This is a genomic window from Achromobacter sp. ACM02 (genome assembly GCF_014851605.1).
GTDB classification, from domain to species: Bacteria; Pseudomonadota; Gammaproteobacteria; order Burkholderiales; family Burkholderiaceae_B; genus Achromobacter; species Achromobacter aegrifaciens.
Genome location: NZ_JACUZY010000009.1, coordinates 214,304 through 228,842, shown reverse-complemented (window position 1 = coordinate 228,842; position 14,539 = coordinate 214,304). Strand labels below are relative to the sequence as shown.

Genomic DNA, 14,539 nt, shown 5'->3' with positions numbered 1-14,539 from the left:
TGGGCGCCTTGGCTTAATCGATGATGTGGTAGCCGCCGTCGATGTATATCGTCTGCCCCGTCATGCGGCGGGCGGCGTCGGTCGCGAGCCAGGCGGTGGCTTCGCCCACGTATCGTCGATGGACACCAGGCTGCGCGCGGGAGCCTTCGACTGGGCGCGGTCCAGCAGCGTATCGAATTCGGCGATGCCCGAGGCGGCGCGCGTCTTCAGCGGCCCTGGTGATATCGCGTGCACGCGTATGCCCTGCGGGCCCAGTTCCGCCGCCAGGTAGCGGGTGGCGGACTCCAGCGCGGCCTTTACCGGCCCCATCATGTTGTAGTGCTCGACCACCATCTGCGACCCGTAGTAGCTCATGCAGAACAACGCGCCGCCGTTGCGCATCAGCGGCTCGGCCAGCTTGGCCATGCGGATGAAGGACCAGCAGGACACATCCATGGCCTGCAAAAAGCCCTCGCGCGAGCAGTCGGTCACGCGGCCATGCAGGTCGTCGCGCGGGGCGAAGGCGATGGAATGCAGCACGAAATCCAGCTGGCCCCATTCGGCGGCGACGCTGTCGAACACGGCTTCGAGCTGGCCTTCGCGCATCAGGTCCAGCGGCAAGAGCAGCGGCGCCTCCACCTGGCGGGCCAGTGGCTCCACATGGCGCAGGGCCTTGTCGTTCAGGTAGGTCACGGCCAGCTCCGCGCCCAGGGCGTGGAAGGCCTTGGCGCAGCCCCAGGCGATCGAATCCGCATTCGCGATGCCCGTCACCAGGCCGCGCTTGCCCGCCAGCGGCAGCAGCGCGCTCATCGCTGCCTCACCAGTTCCAGCGTGTGCTGGGCGATGATCAGTTCTTCGTTGGTGCGCACCACGTAGACGCCGATGCGGCTGTCGTCGGCCGAGATGCGGGGGCCATGGCGGGCGTTGCGTTCGGGATCCAGCTTGATGCCCAGCCAGCCCCAGTGCTCGCTGATGGCCTGGCGGATCTCGGCGGAATTCTCGCCCACGCCGGCGGTGAAGACGATGCCGTCCACGCCGTTCATGGCGCAGGCCAGGCCTATCATGCCCTCGGCCACGCGCCAGGCGAAGTACTGCAGCGCCAGCTTGGCCGAGGGCGCGTCGCTGGCCAGCAGTTCGCGCATGTCGTTGCTGATGCCGGACAGGCCCTTCATGCCGCAGTCGTGATAGAGCAGGTGCTCGATCTCGTCATGGGTCATGCCGCGTTCCATCATCCACAGCACCACGCCCGGATCCAGGCGGCCGGGGCGGGTGCCCATGGGCAGGCCTTCCAGCGCGGTGAAGCCCATGGTGCTGTCCACGCTCTTGCCGTGATGCATGGCGCAGGCGGAAACGCCCGAGCCCAGATGGGCCGCAATGATCTTGCCGTCGGCGATGTCCGGCAGCGCTTTCTTCAGGCGCTGCGCGATGTACTCGTAGGACAGGCCATGGAAGCCGTAGCGGCGCACGCCTTCCTGGTACAGCCGTTCCGGCAGCGCGTAGCGGTCGGCCACGTCGGAGTGGCTGCGGTGGAACGCGGTGTCGAAGCAGGCGACCTGCGGAATCCAGGGCCGGCGCTCGCGGATCACGCGGATGGGCGCCAGGTTGTTCGGCTGGTGCAGCGGCGCCAGCGGCGTGAAGGTGTCGAGCTTGGCCAGGATGGCGTCGTCGATCAGTACCGGCTCGGACAGCTCGGGGCCGCCGTGCACCACGCGGTGGCCTACCGCCAGCGGGGCGCCGCCCAGGTGGCCGCTGAGCCAGGTGCCGACGACTTCCTGGCCGTTGGGCACGTCGGGCGCGTGGCTGGGCGCGATTTCGCGTTCGACCAGGGTCTGGCCGGCGGCGTCGCGCACCTTCAGCTTCGGGTGCGAGGTGCCTATGCCTTCGAGCTGGCCGCCCAGGCGCGGGGCCAGCTCCTGCGCCCCGTCGATGTCGTACAGGTAGAACTTGATGCTGGAACTGCCGGCGTTGATGACGAGGATGGTGTCGGTCATGGCGCTGTGATTCCGGATTCCGAGGGGCGCTTCAAGCGAGCGGGCGGGCCTGTTGCTGGGCCAGGTGGTGGGCGTAGATGGCGGCTACCGCGCAGGACGCGAGGCGCGAGCGTGGGCTGTCGGCGCGGCTGGTCAGGATGATGGGCACGCGCGCGCCCAGCACGATGCCGGCTGCCTCGGCATTGGCCAGGAAGGTCAGGTTCTTGGCCAGCATGTTGCCGGCTTCCAGGTCGGGCACCACCAGCACCTGGGCCACGCCGGCCACCGGCGAGCGTATGCCCTTGATGCGCGCGGCGTCGGGGCTGATGGCGTTGTCCAGCGCCAGCGGGCCGTCCAGCAGGCCGCCCTCGATCTGGCCGCGGTCGGCCATCTTGCACAGCGCCGCGGCTTCGATGGTGCTGGGGATGCTGGGGTTGACCTGTTCGACCGCCGACAGGATCGCCACGCGCGGCTCGCCCAGGCCCAGGCCGTGGTGCAGGTCGATCACGTTGCGGATGATGTCGGCCTTGGTTTCCAGGTCCGGAAAGATGTTGATCGCCGCATCGGTGATGAAGAGCGGTTCGGCGTAGGTCGGCACTTCCATGATGAAGACGTGGCTGATGCGCCGGCTGCTGCGCAGCCCGGTGTTGCGCGCCACCACTTCGTGCATGAGTTCGTCCGTGTGCAGGCTGCCCTTCATCAGCAGTTCGGCTTCGCCGCTGCGTACCAGGGCGACCGCGCATTCGGCTGCCGCGTGGCTGTGCGGCGCGTCGACGATGCGCGCATCGCCCAGGTCGAACTTGTGCTCGGCAGCGACGGCGCGGATCTTCTGCTCGGGGCCCACCAGGATGGGCTTGAGCAGGCCCAGGTCGCGGGCTTCGAGCGCGGCCGACAGCGAGGGTTCGTCGCAGGGGTGGGCGATGGCGCAATGCGCCGGCGCCAGCGTCTGCGCGCGCGCGATGAGCCTGTCGTAGTGGGAGGTGGGAGGCAGCGTCATGCGGATTTCGCCTTGGCGGATTTGCGCGCGGGACGCGCGGCGGGTTTGGCGGAGGCGCTACGCTTCTTGGCGCGCACCGGGACGGCAGGCTCGGCCGCGGCCGAGGCCGAGGCCGCTTCGGGCCTGGCCGCCGCAGCGCGCACCGATTTGCGCGCAACGGTCGCCGTTTTCCTGGGCGCCGGCTGTTGAGCCTCCTCACGCTTCTGCGCACGGCGCTCGGCGTACTCGAAGATGCGTTCCATCTCGTCCAGGCTGATGCGGGCGGCCTCGCTCAGGGGCTCGGCGGCTTCCAGCACATGCTTCATGGTGTCCAGCGTTTCGCGGATTGCGGCGGCGGGCGCATTGTCCAGCAGGTGCGGTATGGCCTGGATGGCGCCGGCGGCGTCCAGGGTCATCATCAACGCCTGGTCGCGGATGATGTCCTTGAATTCCTGCAACGACAGCGCGGTGTCCGATTCGGCGCGCATCTTGCGGATCAGCGCGTAGCTGCGTTCGTCCAGGCCGCCTTCGGCGCCCGACACATACAGCAGCATGCGGATCGCGGCAACGCGCAGGCCGCCTTCCAGCATCAGCGAACGCAGCTCGGCGGCGCGCTCTTCCATGAAGCGGCGGTGCTCGGGCGACACGCCCGGATGCTTGCGCGGCGGGCCGGAGCGCGCGCCCAGGCCGGCCAGGTCCTGCACCAGCGGCGAACCGTAAACGCCCATGAAGGTGCGTTCGTCGGCGGAATCGCGCAGTTCCTGCCAGATGTTCAGGCTGGTCTCGATCAGGTTCGAGAACATTTCCTGGGCCATCAGGAAGGGGTTGTCGGCCGACACCGGCTGGCGGTGTTCGCGCACCTGTTCGGCGACTTGGGCAATCGGCGCGATGGCCGGATTGCGGTCGGAGATCAGTTCATAGGGCAGGCGCAGCGGATGCAGGCGCTGCGACCATTCCGCCGATTGCGGCGTCACCAGGGCGCGCAGCCAGGGTTGCACGAAGCTGCGGTACATGCCCAGGTTGATGTCGGAAATGCGGGCGACGGCGGCGAAGCGGCGGTCGTCCTCTTCGTTGCGCTCGACGATGGCGCGCACGTCATCCAGCGTGCGCTGCTCGAACGACAGCACGTAGTTGCCATAGGCCAGGTCGGCGTTCGGCGTGTCGGGCGTCTTGTCGGCGATCTCCGCCTGGTAGATGCCCGGCGGCAGCACGTCGATCATGTCGATGTTGGACGTGAATTCCTGGTGCTCCTTGCGCGCCACGCTGCCGGACACGAAGATGCCCAGATGGCCGATGCTTTCGTGCACCGCATAGACGATGGTCTGGCCGTGCGCCAGCACTTCGGATTCGTCCTGGTACAGATCGGGGATCCAGCCCAGCGCCTGCGGCGGAGGCGTGATGTTGTCGCCCTTGGAGCAGAACACCACGATGGGCGAGCGGATGTTGCGCAGGTCGATGCGGATGCCGTCCGAGGTCACCAGGCCGGCGGTGGCCAGGCGGTTGCCGACGAACAGGTTGTCGACGATGTACTGGATTTCCGGGCCGTTCAGGAAGACGTGGCCGCCCCACCATTTTTCGAAGCTGAGGTAGCGCTTGGCCTCGGTGTCGACGTTGGAGTACAGGTTGTACTGCTTGGACCACAGGGTGTTGGCTGGATTCAGGTTCTCGAAGTTCTGCACCAGCCAGGCGCCATCGAACTTGCCGTCGCCCAGGTCGCTGGTCAGGGCGGTGAGCCAGCTGCCGCCCAGCAGGCCGCCGGCATAGCGCATGGGATTCATGCCGCGCCAGCCCGCCCAGTAGGACAGCGGCGCGCCCGCCACGATGATGGGGCCGAACAGTTCGGGACGGACCGCGGCGGTCATCATGATCTGCCAGCCGGCCTGGCAATTGGCGACCACCACCGGCTTGCCTTCGGCGTTGGGGTGCAGCGCGATGATCTCTTCCAGGAAGCGCGCCTCGGCCATCATCACGTCCTCGACGGTCTGGGTCGGCATGGGCTGCGGCAGGAAGGTGGCGAAGTAGCAGGGGTGGCCGGCGCGCAGCGCCACACCGATCTCGCTTTCAGGCTTGAAGCCGCCGATGCCGGGGCCGTGCCCGGCGCGCGGATCGACCACCAGGAAGGGCCGTTTGATGGGGTCGGTTTCCACGCCGTCCGGCGGTTTGATGCGCAGCAGGCCGTAATTGACGGGGCGCGGCAGACAGCGGCCGTCCATGACCAGTTCGGACTCCATGCTCAGCACGTTGGGCGCGCGCTTGGCCATGTGCTCGTGGTACTGGTTGCCACGCTGGCGCATCACATCGGCGTACAGCACGCCGCGCTGCCAGGCGTCCACCGCGTATTCGTAGGCGGCAGTCCAGGGGTTGAAGGGCGGGGCGGGTACGCGATCGTTGCCAGATCCGGCCATGGCGATCTCCTGTAGGTTGCTTGCGGCGGCGGGCCGCCGCGCCGATTCAGAGTGGAACCGGCCGAGTTGACCTCCCCATTACACCGCAACTGATGTTGCGGTGCAACATCAAGCGTCTTGATGCAGGTCAAGCAGTGGCCGATATATCCGTCCCCTTTAGGACTGGTCAGCCGGGCAGCGGTTCAGTCAGGGTCGTGGCACACCGCTTCGATGCGGTTGCCGGAAGGGTCCAGCAGGAAGGCCGCGTAATACTGCGGGTGGTAGTGCTCGCGCAAGCCCGGGGCGCCGTCGTCGCGTCCGCCGTGGGCCATGCCGGCGGCATGGAAAGCGTCGACGGCGGCGCGGCTGGGCGCCTTGAAGCACCAGTGCCGGCGCGCCGCGGGGGCGGCTGCGTCATCGGCGAACACGGAGAGATAGCTGTGCTGGCTGCTGCCTGCCCGGCAGCGCTCGCCGTAGCCTAGCGCGTCGGGGCGGTCATAGACCTTGGCCGCGCCCAAGGCCTGCATGACGGCGTCATAGAAGGGGCGGGCGGCGTCCAGGCGGGAAACGGTGACGGAGACGTGATCCAGCAGTTGCATCGCGGCTCCCGGGCGGTTCAGGCGCGCGCGGCGGCGTTGTGCTCCAGCCATTTCTGGACGGAGGGGCGCTGCCACTGGGCGTCGGCGTAGGCGCGCAGGGCGTCGGGCAGGTCGTCCTGGAACAAGCGCTTGATCATGACCGCGAGGTCAGTATCGGCGATGCACCATTCATCGAACAGCGAGGTCCGGTCCGCGCCCAGCAGATGGGCGCCCACGTGGATGAGCTTGGCCGCGGCGGCATGGGCGGCGTCCGACAACGGCAGGCCGGCGGCGCCGTAGAACACGGTTTCCGTGGGGCGTTCCTGACGCAGCGCTCCCAGGTCGCTGCGCAGCCAGGCCTGCAGTTGGCGGGCGCGGGCGCGCTGGCGCAGGTCGCGCGGATACAGCGCCGGGTGCTCGGGGGCGGGGAAGGCGTCTTCCAGGTATTCGGTGATGGCGCTGGATTCGGTCAGGCTGAAATCCGCGTGGGTCAAGGCCGGCACCCGCGAGGTCAGCGCGCGGCTTTGGTAGGGCTGCATGCGCTGCTCGCCCGCTTCCAGATCGATGGGGCGCACCTCGAACGGCAGCTGTTTTTCAGTCAGCGCCACATAGGCCGACATGGCGTAGGGGCTGAGGAACAGGGAATCGACGAATAGCGTAAGCGGGGCGCCCAAAATCTAGTCTCCGGTTTGACGGGTAACGGCATGTGCCGCGGCGGCGGGCCGCGGATACGTCAAAGCGTAACGCATCTGCGGCCGGGCTGTCGCGCCGGGGGGCTTCAGTCGACGATGAAGAGCTTGGCGCCGGTCGCGGTGGATGAGCGGTGCGGTTCGGCCTGGTCGGCGACCTGGTAGCTCATGCCCGGCGTCAGCACGAATTGCCGGCCGTCTTCCAGCTCGGTGTGCAGTTCGCCTTCCAGACAGAACAGGATGTGGCCCTTGCTGCACCAGTGGTCGGCCAGGTAGCCGGCCGTGTACTCGACCATGCGCACGCGCAGGTCGCCGAACTGCCGGGTGCGCCAATAGGCCATGCCGATCTCGCCAGCGTGTTCGGTGCGCTCGACCTCGGACCAGTCGGTGGTGCCGAAGGGGATGTTGCTCATCTTCATGGTGATTCCTGCGTTGTGACGCGGACGCAATGGCGTCCGCCAAAGAATGGAGACTACGCCAGCGCGGGCAGTTTCTTGTGCCAGAACATCGCGCGGCCGGTGGTTTCGTCCAGGGCATAGCCTTCGAAACCGAGCTTGCGGTACAGCCCCTGGGCGACCGCGTTGCCTTCCAGCACTTCCAGGGTGATCTTGCAGCAGCCCAGGTCACGCGCCCGCTCTTCCAGCGCCGACAGCAGGGCCTTGCCCACGCCGCGGCCCTGGAATTTTTCCGCGACGCCCAGGTCGTGCAGATTGAGCAGCGGGCGACAGGCGAAGGTGGAGAAGCCTTCGAGATAGACCGCGACGCCGGCGGCTTCGCCGTCGATGCGGGCCAGCAGCGCCCGCGCCGTCGGGCGGCGGGCCAGTTCGGCGATCAGGTTCTGCTGTGCGTAGGCGGGCAGGGGAGCGTTGCCCCCCATGGGGCCGCTGGCGTACTCGTTCAGCATGGCCAGCACCTGGCGGCCGTGTTCGGGATTGTTGAAGTCTGCGTCGATGATTTCCAGCACGATCTGTTCCTGTGGGCCTGTCGTGGTCGGGGCTGGCGCATCCGGGCGCCAACCGGACATTATGCGCGATGCCCGACGCCTGACAAGGCGCATTGAAAAATCGCCCCATAACCCCTATCTTCTTGATATCCCAGGCCGGACCCGGCGCAACCGGAAGCGGCCGCAACGCTTTGCCAAGGGCTGCACATGGAGTTCAAGGACTACTACAGCATGCTGGGCGTGGAGCGGGACGCCTCCGAAGACGACATCCGGCGCGCCTACCGCAAGCTCGCCCGCAAATACCATCCCGACGTCAGCAAGGAAAGCGACGCCGAAACGCGCATGCGCGACGTCAACGAAGCCTATGACGTGCTGCGCGACAAGGAAAAGCGCCAGGCCTACGACAATCTGGCCGCGGGCGTCTCGCCCGAGGGCAGCTTCCAGCCGCCGCCCGGCTGGGACGAAGGCTTCGAGTTCCACCGCGGCGCCGCGCCCGGCGACGAGGCCCAGTTCAGCGAGTTCTTCTCTTCGCTGTTCGGCGGCCGCAACCGGCGCGGCGGGGCGCAGCAGCAACAGGAATTCCGCGCGCGCGGCGAGGACCACCACGCCGCGATCGAGGTGGACCTCGAAGACGCGCTCAAGGGCGCCACGCGCGACATCAGCCTGCGTTCCATGCAGATGGACGAGCAGGGCCGCCCCCACATGCAGACCCGCACGCTCAGCGTGCGCATCCCCGCCGGCGTGCGCGAAGGCCAGTACATCCGGCTGGCCGGGCAGGGCATGCCCGGCTACGGCGGCGGCGAGAACGGCGATCTCTATCTGGAAGTCCGCTTCAAGCCGCATCCGCGCTACCGCGCCGACGGCCGCGACCTCTACATGACGCTGCCGGTGGCGCCGTGGGAAGCGGCACTCGGCGCCAGCGTGCATGCGCCCACGCCGGGCGGCACGGTCGAAGTGTCGATCCCCCCGGGGTCCGCCAACGGCCGCAAGCTGCGCCTGCGCGGCCGCGGCATTCCGGGCGATCCGCCCGGAGACCTCTACCTGGTGCTGGACCTGGTGTTGCCGCCCGCCGATAGCGAAGCGGCCAAGGAGGCCTACCGCAAGCTGCAGCAGGACCTGCCCTTCAATCCGCGGCGCCACCTGGGGGTATGACCATGAAAAAAATAGTCGTCACCACCGCCACGGTCGTGGGCAAGTCCCGGCCGCTTTCCGCCGACGACCTGGCCCGCGCCTGCGGCGAGGAAGTCGAATGGGTCGTCAGGCTGGTCGAAGTCGGCATCGTCAATGCCAGCGGTCCCAGGCCCGCCGAATGGCGCTTCTACAGCGCCGACCTGCAACGCGCGCTGGACGCCCGCCGCCTGGTGCGGGATTACGGCGCCGGCCTGGACGCTGCGGCGCTGATCCTGGACCTGAGCCAGGAAGTCCGTCGCCTGAAGGCGCAGCTGCGCGCGCTGGGCCTGGAGGACAAGTAGGCTGTGCGCGGGTGGGTAAACTAGCTGGTTGTTGAAGAGACCAGCGGAACACCTTGCAGACCCCTCCAGCCCATGCGCCCGCTCTGGCGGGCAGCGCCCGCATCGACGGCCTGAAATCCTGCCTGCCCGTCATGATCGGCTACTTCCCGGTGGCCGTGACCTTCGGCATCGCGGGCGTGGCCGCGGGCCTGTCTCCGCTGCAGGTGGTGCTGATTTCCGTGCTGGTCTATGCCGGCGCCAGCCAGTTCCTGCTGCTCGCTTCCATCAAGGCCGGCACCCCGTGGCTGTGGGTGGTGGCGCTGTGCTCGCTGCTCAACGCCCGCCATCTGCTGTACGGCCCGCTGTTGTCGCGGTTCCTGCCGGCGGGACTGAATGAGCGCCTGAAGGTCGCCTTCCTGCTCACCGATGAAGTCTTCGCCACCGCTTTCAACCGTTTGCAGACCGTGGAACCCGCGGGCCGCCAGCGCTGGATGATCGCGCTGGGGCTGGGCGCTTGGCTGACCTGGATCGCCGGCACGGCCGTCGGCGTCTATGCGGGAGACGGCCTGGAGCGCCACTACCCCATGCTGTCACAGGTGATGCGCTTTGCGCTGCCGGCGCTGTTCATGGCCCTGGTGTGCCAGAGCGCGAAGCGCGGCATGGGCCTGCCCATCGTTGCGGCGGTGGCCGGAGCCGGGGCCGTGGCCGCGCTGGGCCATACCAGCCTGGCCATCCTGGCCGGCGCGATCATCGGCTGCGTGGCGTATCGAATGAGGAGGTCCGCATGAACACCGACGGACTGGGTTTCTGGGGCGCGGTGATCGCCATGGCGGCCATCACCTATCTGACGCGCGCCTTGCCCTTCATGCTGTCCAAGCGCAGCCGCCTGCTGCGCCACCTGTCGCGCGAAGGCTCGGCGCTGGCCGCCCTGGGGCCGTCGCTGCTGGCTGGGATCGCCGCGGCGGTGATCGTGCCCGACCTGCTGGCCGCCGGCGACCAGGCGGCGAACCTCGGCCCCTACGCAGGCGGCCTGGTCGTGACCGCCGTGGCGGCCCGCCTGGTCAGCAATGCCGGCGTCGCGGTGCTGCTGGGCATGGCGGGATACGGGGTGTTGCTGGCCTTGGCGGCGTAAGACCCGCGGGGCAAAATGGTCGGACTTCCACGGAGACCGACCATGCTTACGCTTTATCATGCGCCGCGTTCGCGCTCGTTCCGGATACTTTGGCTGCTCGAGGAACTAGGCGTGCCTTACGACACCGAAATGGTGTCCATCCGCGGCACCGACAGCGCGGGCCACATGCCCTCGGACTACATCGACATCCACCCGCATCGCAAGGTGCCGGCCCTGGTGCACGACGGCGTGCCCGTGTTCGAGACGCCGGCAATCGCCCTTTACCTGACCGACCTGTTCCCCCAAGCGGGGCTGGGTCCGGTGGTGGGCGACCCCCTGCGCGGGCCCTACCTGACCTGGCTGGCCTATTCCACCGGCGTGTTCGAACCGGCCATGGCCGAGCGCGCCTTCAAGACGCCGCATCCGGGCGGCGCGCTGGGCTGGGGTTCGGCCGAGGAGGTCGAGCAGGTGCTGACCCGGGTCTTGCAGGCGCGGCCGTTCTTCCTGGGCGACAAGTTCTCGGCCGCGGACATCGTGCTGGGCGGCACCCTGCAATACATGATGCAGGTGAAGGTTCTGCCCGAGACCCCTGTGTTCACCGCCTACGCGGAGCGGCTGGGCGACCGTCCGGCCATGCACCGCGCCTTGCAGCGCGACGGGGACATCGAGGAAGCCTGACGCGGGGCGCCCGCCTTCAAGCGCGGCCGATGCGCGCGCCGAGGTCCGCCTGCCATTCCTGCGGACGGCCCAGGTAGCGGCTGGGCTCCAGCATCTCGTAGACGCCATCTCGCTCCAGTGCCAGGGTGGGAAAACCGCTGCCGCCGACCTGCGCCAGCAGCCTGCGGCTGGCGGCGATGTGCGTGGCGGTTTCGGCGCCCTGGGCTGCGTCATAGGCCGCGCGGAAGGCTGCCGGGTCCAGGCCGATGTCGGCCGCCAGGGAGGCCAGTACGGCCGGATCGGCGATGCGCAGCCCCTGTACGTAGTGGGCGCGCTGGATGCGCTTGAGCAGGTCGAGGCCGCGACCGGCCAGCGTCTGCGCGGCCAGGATGGCAGTGGTGGGCGGCTCGGAATCGAACACCGCGCCCTCATCGCGCAACAGGCCGTTGAAATAGTCTTCGCCGAAGGGCTGGCCGGTCAGGCCGGCGATGCGCTCGTCATGCGGCATGACGTAGCGGCGCAGTCTGTCGGTGACCGGCTGGCGGTTGCCGCCCGTCATCATGCCGCCGCCATGCAGCGCGATGTCCAGCCCGGAGACGGCTCGAGCCGCCTCCACCAGCGGCGCGGCGCCATAGCACCAGCCGCAGAGCGGGTCGAAAATGTAATGCAGGGTGGGATTTGAGGTAGCCATGGCGCCATGGTAGACGCGGGCACGGCTGGCAGGAAGCCTGGCGGGATAGCCAGAGTGTTGCATCGGCCGTGCAGATTGCCTGCACGGCCGCGAATCATCAGCCGGCGATCTGCACGCCGATCCAGAACAGGCCGGCGGCCAGCAGCATCGAGGCGGGCAGGGTCAGCACCCAGGCCATCAGGATGTTGCGTACGGTGCTGCCTTGCAGGCCGCTCTTGTTGGCGATCATGGTCCCGGCCACGCCCGAGGACAGCACGTGGGTGGTGGAAACAGGCAGGCTGAAGACGTTGGCGATGCCGATGGCGCCCATGGCGGTGACTTGTGCGGACATGCCCTGCGCATAGGTCATGCCCTGCTTGCCGATCTTCTCGCCCACCGTCAGCACCACGCGGCGCCAGCCGACCATGGTGCCCGCGCCCAGCGCCAGGGCGACTGCCACGATCACCCAGAAGGGGGCGTATTCGGTGGTGGCTGTCAGGTCGGCGCGCAGGCGTTGCAGGTCGGCGCGTTCGCGGGCCGGCAGCCCTTCGATGCGCGCGACCTTCTTGGCCGTGTCGTCCAGGCAAAGCAGGTAGCGGCGCACGGAGATGCGCTTCTCGGCCGACAGGTCGGCGTAGTTGGACACGCCGTGCAGATCGGCCTGCAGCGCGGCGATGGTCGGCATGGTCAGTTCGGGGTCGCAGCGGAAGTTGCGCGGCAGTTCGGTGGTCGCGTCCACGCGCTTGAGCGCCAGGTATTCGCCCAGCATGGCTTCATTGCGCTGGTAGAACACGTTCAGGTGGTTGGCGGCGTCGCGGGTGCGCTCGATCTGGTAGGTGGTGCTGTTGGTGTCCAGCACGAAGTTGGCGGGCACGATGCCGATCAGCACCAGCATGATCAGGCCAATCCCTTTCTGTCCGTCGTTGGAGCCGTGCACGAAGCTCACGCCCATGGCGGACAGCACCAGCACCAGGCGGTTCCAGAAGGGCGGATGCTTTTTATTGTCGATGGCGCGGCGCTGTTCCGGCGTCTTGTGCATCTTGGACAGCGGCAGCCAGCGCTTGAGCGCCAGCAGCAGGCCGCCCGCCACCAGGAAGCCGGCCACCGGCGACACCACCAGCGACAGGCCGATGTCGATGGCCTTGCCCCAGTTGACGCCGTCCGCCAGCGGCAGGTCGGTGATCAGCGCGTTGGCCAGGCCCACGCCCAGGATCGAGCCGATCAGCGTGTGCGAGCTGGACGCCGGAATGCCGAAGTACCAAGTGCCCAGGTTCCAGGCGATGGCCGCGGCCAGCATGGCGAACACCATGGCCAGCCCGCGGCCCGTGTCCACGTTGATCAGCAGCTCCACCGGCAGCAGGTGCACGATGGCATAGGCCACGCCCACCCCGCCCAGCAGCACGCCCAGGAAGTTGAATATGCCGGAAAGCACCACCGCCAGATGCGGCGGCATGGCCTTGGTGTAGATGACCGTGGCCACGGCGTTCGCCGTGTCATGGAATCCGTTGATGAATTCGAAGGCCAGGACGAATGTCAGGGCCAGCGCAAGGCTGAGGCCGACCCAGAGGTCTAGGCCGTGGAAGAGGTCGAACATGGAGGCGGGGGAGGTTCCGGCGAGAGGAGCCGATTATTGCAGATTTGTGACCTGTCACTGGTTGCTTGCGGCTACCAAGTGCGGCCAGCTGACCCCGCCCGGGGTCAGAATTTCGAATACTGGAACTCGATTTCCATCGGTTTGCCCAGGTTCGCCGAGGTATCCGCCTGGATCACCATCACCGCCAGGACGCCCAGGTAGAGCAGGCACAGCCACAGGGTTCGTTTCATTGCCGGCCATCCTTCATGGGTAGAACACTTCAGCGATCTTCTGGTTCACGCGCAGCCAGCCCAGTTCCCCCAGGTGCTGTACGTCCCGCAGCATCCCCACCTCGAAGGGGGCGCTGTACATGTCCATGCAGCGCATGGCATAGCGCTGGCACAGCGCCGCGACTTCCCGCTGCACCGGCCCGAAGCGGTCCAGGTCCTTGAACACCAGCGGATGCAGCGGCTGCATGACGAACAGGGCATTGACGCCGCGCTCCCGCAGCAGCGCCATCAGCGCGTCCAGTTCGCGTAGCTCGTCCCGGCCGGTCAGCGGCTGGGGCAGATAGGCAGTCTTGCCGCCCTCGGGAATGCTGCGCAGGTATTTATTGAAGAATTCATCGCGCACGGCGTAGCGGTTGCCGCCCATCAGGGCCTGTTCTGCGCCCTGGGCTTCGGCAGCCAGCGCCTCCCAGTCCACCACCCGGGCGGCCGCGGGCGGCCCCTCGCGTTCGCGCTCGGGGGCAGGCGCTGCGTGGACGGGCGCCCACAGGTTGACCAGCCGCTGGCGGAAGACGTAGGCCTGCTCGGCCGCCATGGACCAGGCGACGCCCGCGTCGCCCTTGGCCTGCAGCCAGCGGACCACCTCCGCCCGGCCCTCGGGCTGCCGCAGCAGGCGGGGCAGCAGCGGATTGGCGTGTTCCTTGAATTCGTCCGGACCCAGCCCGCCGTCACCGTCAAACCAGCCCGGCGACAGCATCACCACCACGCGCGAGGCCGGCGACAGGTCCTCGGCCATCGCCGCCAGCACCAGCTGCATGCCCAGAGACTGGAATCCCGAATGGCCATAGGCCAGCACCGGCATCTGCAATTCGTCGGCCAGGTAGCGGTACGGCACGAAGCGCAGGTCGTTGCTGGTCAGCTCCGACGAACCCAGGATCACCAGCCTGTCGCCCGTGCGCAAGGCCTGGCTCATGCGGGACAGGTTGCGCGTCTGTTCCTCCAGCGTATTGCCCAGGTTGGGGATGTAGATGCCCGGAGCGGCCGCCGGCACGGGTTCCGTCTTCAGCGCCAGGGAGTGCAGGGCGCCCCATCCGGCGGCCGCCGCCGCGGCCAGGGCCAGCGCCGCCGCCAGCGCATGCTGCCGTAGTGTGCGTTTGAACATGGGGAACCAATGCCGCTCGGGGCCCTCTTTATTGGGATAGGTTTGTTAGCGGATGTTATCGAGCGGACATGTCCGGAACAAGCGCGGGAAAGCGGGGCCAAAGCCGATTCGCCTTTTTGCGACAGGGGCCGCCGCCGGCGCGCTGCCTGCTGACGCGATTCCCGCAGGG

16 protein-coding genes and 1 pseudogene are annotated in these 14,539 nt (G+C 68.0%); 5 read left to right on the top strand and 12 right to left on the bottom strand.

Annotated elements, in window-relative coordinates; genetic code table 11:
* Positions 1-13 precede the first annotated feature (13 nt).
* From fabI to IB258_RS25545, 8 genes and pseudogenes are all read right to left on the bottom strand, one after another.
* Positions 14-789: pseudogene (gene fabI / locus IB258_RS25580) on the bottom strand (enoyl-ACP reductase FabI).
* Entirely contained in the window at positions 786-1,970 is a 1,185-nt protein-coding gene (locus IB258_RS25575; protein ID WP_054451528.1) for an acetate/propionate family kinase, read from the bottom strand. The pseudogene fabI and the gene IB258_RS25575 overlap by 4 nt, the downstream one beginning before the upstream one ends.
* Positions 1,971-2,001: 31 nt before the next feature.
* Complete coding sequence (locus IB258_RS25570; RefSeq protein ID WP_054451527.1) at positions 2,002-2,946, bottom strand: phosphate acetyltransferase; 945 nt, start codon at positions 2,944-2,946, stop codon at positions 2,002-2,004.
* Positions 2,943-5,330, bottom strand: coding sequence for a DUF3141 domain-containing protein (locus IB258_RS25565; RefSeq protein WP_192353366.1), 2,388 nt, complete (start codon positions 5,328-5,330; stop codon positions 2,943-2,945). The genes IB258_RS25570 and IB258_RS25565 overlap by 4 nt, the downstream gene beginning before the upstream one ends.
* 182 nt (positions 5,331-5,512) lie before the next feature.
* Positions 5,513-5,908, bottom strand: coding sequence for a VOC family protein (locus tag IB258_RS25560; protein WP_192353365.1), 396 nt, complete (start codon positions 5,906-5,908; stop codon positions 5,513-5,515).
* Positions 5,909-5,925: 17 nt separating this feature from the next.
* Positions 5,926-6,561, bottom strand: coding sequence for a glutathione transferase (gene yfcF / locus IB258_RS25555; RefSeq protein WP_054451524.1), 636 nt, complete (start codon positions 6,559-6,561; stop codon positions 5,926-5,928).
* Between the two features lie 104 nt (positions 6,562-6,665).
* Positions 6,666-6,995: a DHCW motif cupin fold protein gene (locus IB258_RS25550; RefSeq protein ID WP_192353364.1), complete on the bottom strand. Its 330-nt coding sequence runs from the start codon at positions 6,993-6,995 to the stop codon at positions 6,666-6,668.
* Positions 6,996-7,048: 53 nt separating this feature from the next.
* Positions 7,049-7,540 (bottom strand): GNAT family N-acetyltransferase, encoded by a 492-nt coding sequence (locus IB258_RS25545; RefSeq protein WP_119451052.1) that lies wholly within the window; start codon positions 7,538-7,540, stop codon positions 7,049-7,051.
* A 186-nt stretch (positions 7,541-7,726) separates the two neighbouring features.
* On the opposite strand from IB258_RS25545, the gene IB258_RS25540 reads away from it, so the two are divergent.
* The 5 genes from IB258_RS25540 to IB258_RS25520 are packed head-to-tail and all read left to right on the top strand — an operon-like array spanning position 7,727 to position 10,759.
* A complete protein-coding gene (locus tag IB258_RS25540) occupies positions 7,727-8,671 on the top strand; it encodes a DnaJ C-terminal domain-containing protein (protein WP_054451521.1) in 945 nt (314 codons plus the stop codon).
* Positions 8,672-8,673: 2 nt separating this feature from the next.
* On the top strand, positions 8,674-8,991 hold the full coding sequence (locus IB258_RS25535) for a chaperone modulator CbpM (protein ID WP_054452227.1): 318 nt from the start codon (positions 8,674-8,676) through the stop codon (positions 8,989-8,991).
* 53 nt (positions 8,992-9,044) lie between these two features.
* Entirely contained in the window at positions 9,045-9,758 is a 714-nt protein-coding gene (locus tag IB258_RS25530; protein WP_192353363.1) for an AzlC family ABC transporter permease, read from the top strand.
* Entirely contained in the window at positions 9,755-10,102 is a 348-nt protein-coding gene (locus IB258_RS25525; protein WP_192353362.1) for an AzlD domain-containing protein, read from the top strand. Before IB258_RS25530 ends, IB258_RS25525 begins: the two co-directional genes overlap by 4 nt.
* Positions 10,103-10,144: 42 nt before the next feature.
* Positions 10,145-10,759: a glutathione S-transferase family protein gene (locus tag IB258_RS25520; RefSeq protein ID WP_054451518.1), complete on the top strand. Its 615-nt coding sequence runs from the start codon at positions 10,145-10,147 to the stop codon at positions 10,757-10,759.
* 16 nt (positions 10,760-10,775) lie between these two features.
* Here the strand turns inward: IB258_RS25520 and IB258_RS25515 are convergent, their stop codons facing one another.
* From IB258_RS25515 to IB258_RS25505, 4 genes are all read right to left on the bottom strand, one after another.
* Positions 10,776-11,429 (bottom strand): DsbA family protein, encoded by a 654-nt coding sequence (locus tag IB258_RS25515; RefSeq protein ID WP_119451067.1) that lies wholly within the window; start codon positions 11,427-11,429, stop codon positions 10,776-10,778.
* A 97-nt stretch (positions 11,430-11,526) separates the two neighbouring features.
* On the bottom strand, positions 11,527-13,002 hold the full coding sequence (locus IB258_RS25510; RefSeq protein ID WP_054451517.1) for an inorganic phosphate transporter: 1,476 nt from the start codon (positions 13,000-13,002) through the stop codon (positions 11,527-11,529).
* 104 nt (positions 13,003-13,106) lie between these two features.
* On the bottom strand, positions 13,107-13,232 hold the full coding sequence (locus IB258_RS30525) for a hypothetical protein (RefSeq protein WP_008162923.1): 126 nt from the start codon (positions 13,230-13,232) through the stop codon (positions 13,107-13,109).
* A gap of 13 nt (positions 13,233-13,245) precedes the next feature.
* Positions 13,246-14,370: a D-alanyl-lipoteichoic acid biosynthesis protein DltD gene (locus IB258_RS25505; RefSeq protein ID WP_192353361.1), complete on the bottom strand. Its 1,125-nt coding sequence runs from the start codon at positions 14,368-14,370 to the stop codon at positions 13,246-13,248.
* Positions 14,371-14,539 lie beyond the last annotated feature (169 nt).

Coding starts and splice junctions, on each gene's coding strand:
- IB258_RS30525 (WP_008162923.1), bottom strand. CDS start 13,232: ATGAAACGAACCCTGTGGCTGTGCCTGCTCTACCTGGGCGTCCTGGCG.
- IB258_RS25525 (WP_192353362.1), top strand. CDS start 9,755: ATGAACACCGACGGACTGGGTTTCTGGGGCGCGGTGATCGCCATGGCG.
- IB258_RS25515 (WP_119451067.1), bottom strand. CDS start 11,429: ATGGCTACCTCAAATCCCACCCTGCATTACATTTTCGACCCGCTCTGC.
- IB258_RS25565 (WP_192353366.1), bottom strand. CDS start 5,330: ATGGCCGGATCTGGCAACGATCGCGTACCCGCCCCGCCCTTCAACCCC.
- IB258_RS25560 (WP_192353365.1), bottom strand. CDS start 5,908: ATGCAACTGCTGGATCACGTCTCCGTCACCGTTTCCCGCCTGGACGCC.
- IB258_RS25575 (WP_054451528.1), bottom strand. CDS start 1,970: ATGACCGACACCATCCTCGTCATCAACGCCGGCAGTTCCAGCATCAAG.
- IB258_RS25520 (WP_054451518.1), top strand. CDS start 10,145: ATGCTTACGCTTTATCATGCGCCGCGTTCGCGCTCGTTCCGGATACTT.
- IB258_RS25535 (WP_054452227.1), top strand. CDS start 8,674: ATGAAAAAAATAGTCGTCACCACCGCCACGGTCGTGGGCAAGTCCCGG.
- IB258_RS25505 (WP_192353361.1), bottom strand. CDS start 14,370: ATGTTCAAACGCACACTACGGCAGCATGCGCTGGCGGCGGCGCTGGCC.
- IB258_RS25550 (WP_192353364.1), bottom strand. CDS start 6,995: ATGAAGATGAGCAACATCCCCTTCGGCACCACCGACTGGTCCGAGGTC.
- IB258_RS25570 (WP_054451527.1), bottom strand. CDS start 2,946: ATGACGCTGCCTCCCACCTCCCACTACGACAGGCTCATCGCGCGCGCG.
- IB258_RS25540 (WP_054451521.1), top strand. CDS start 7,727: ATGGAGTTCAAGGACTACTACAGCATGCTGGGCGTGGAGCGGGACGCC.
- IB258_RS25510 (WP_054451517.1), bottom strand. CDS start 13,002: ATGTTCGACCTCTTCCACGGCCTAGACCTCTGGGTCGGCCTCAGCCTT.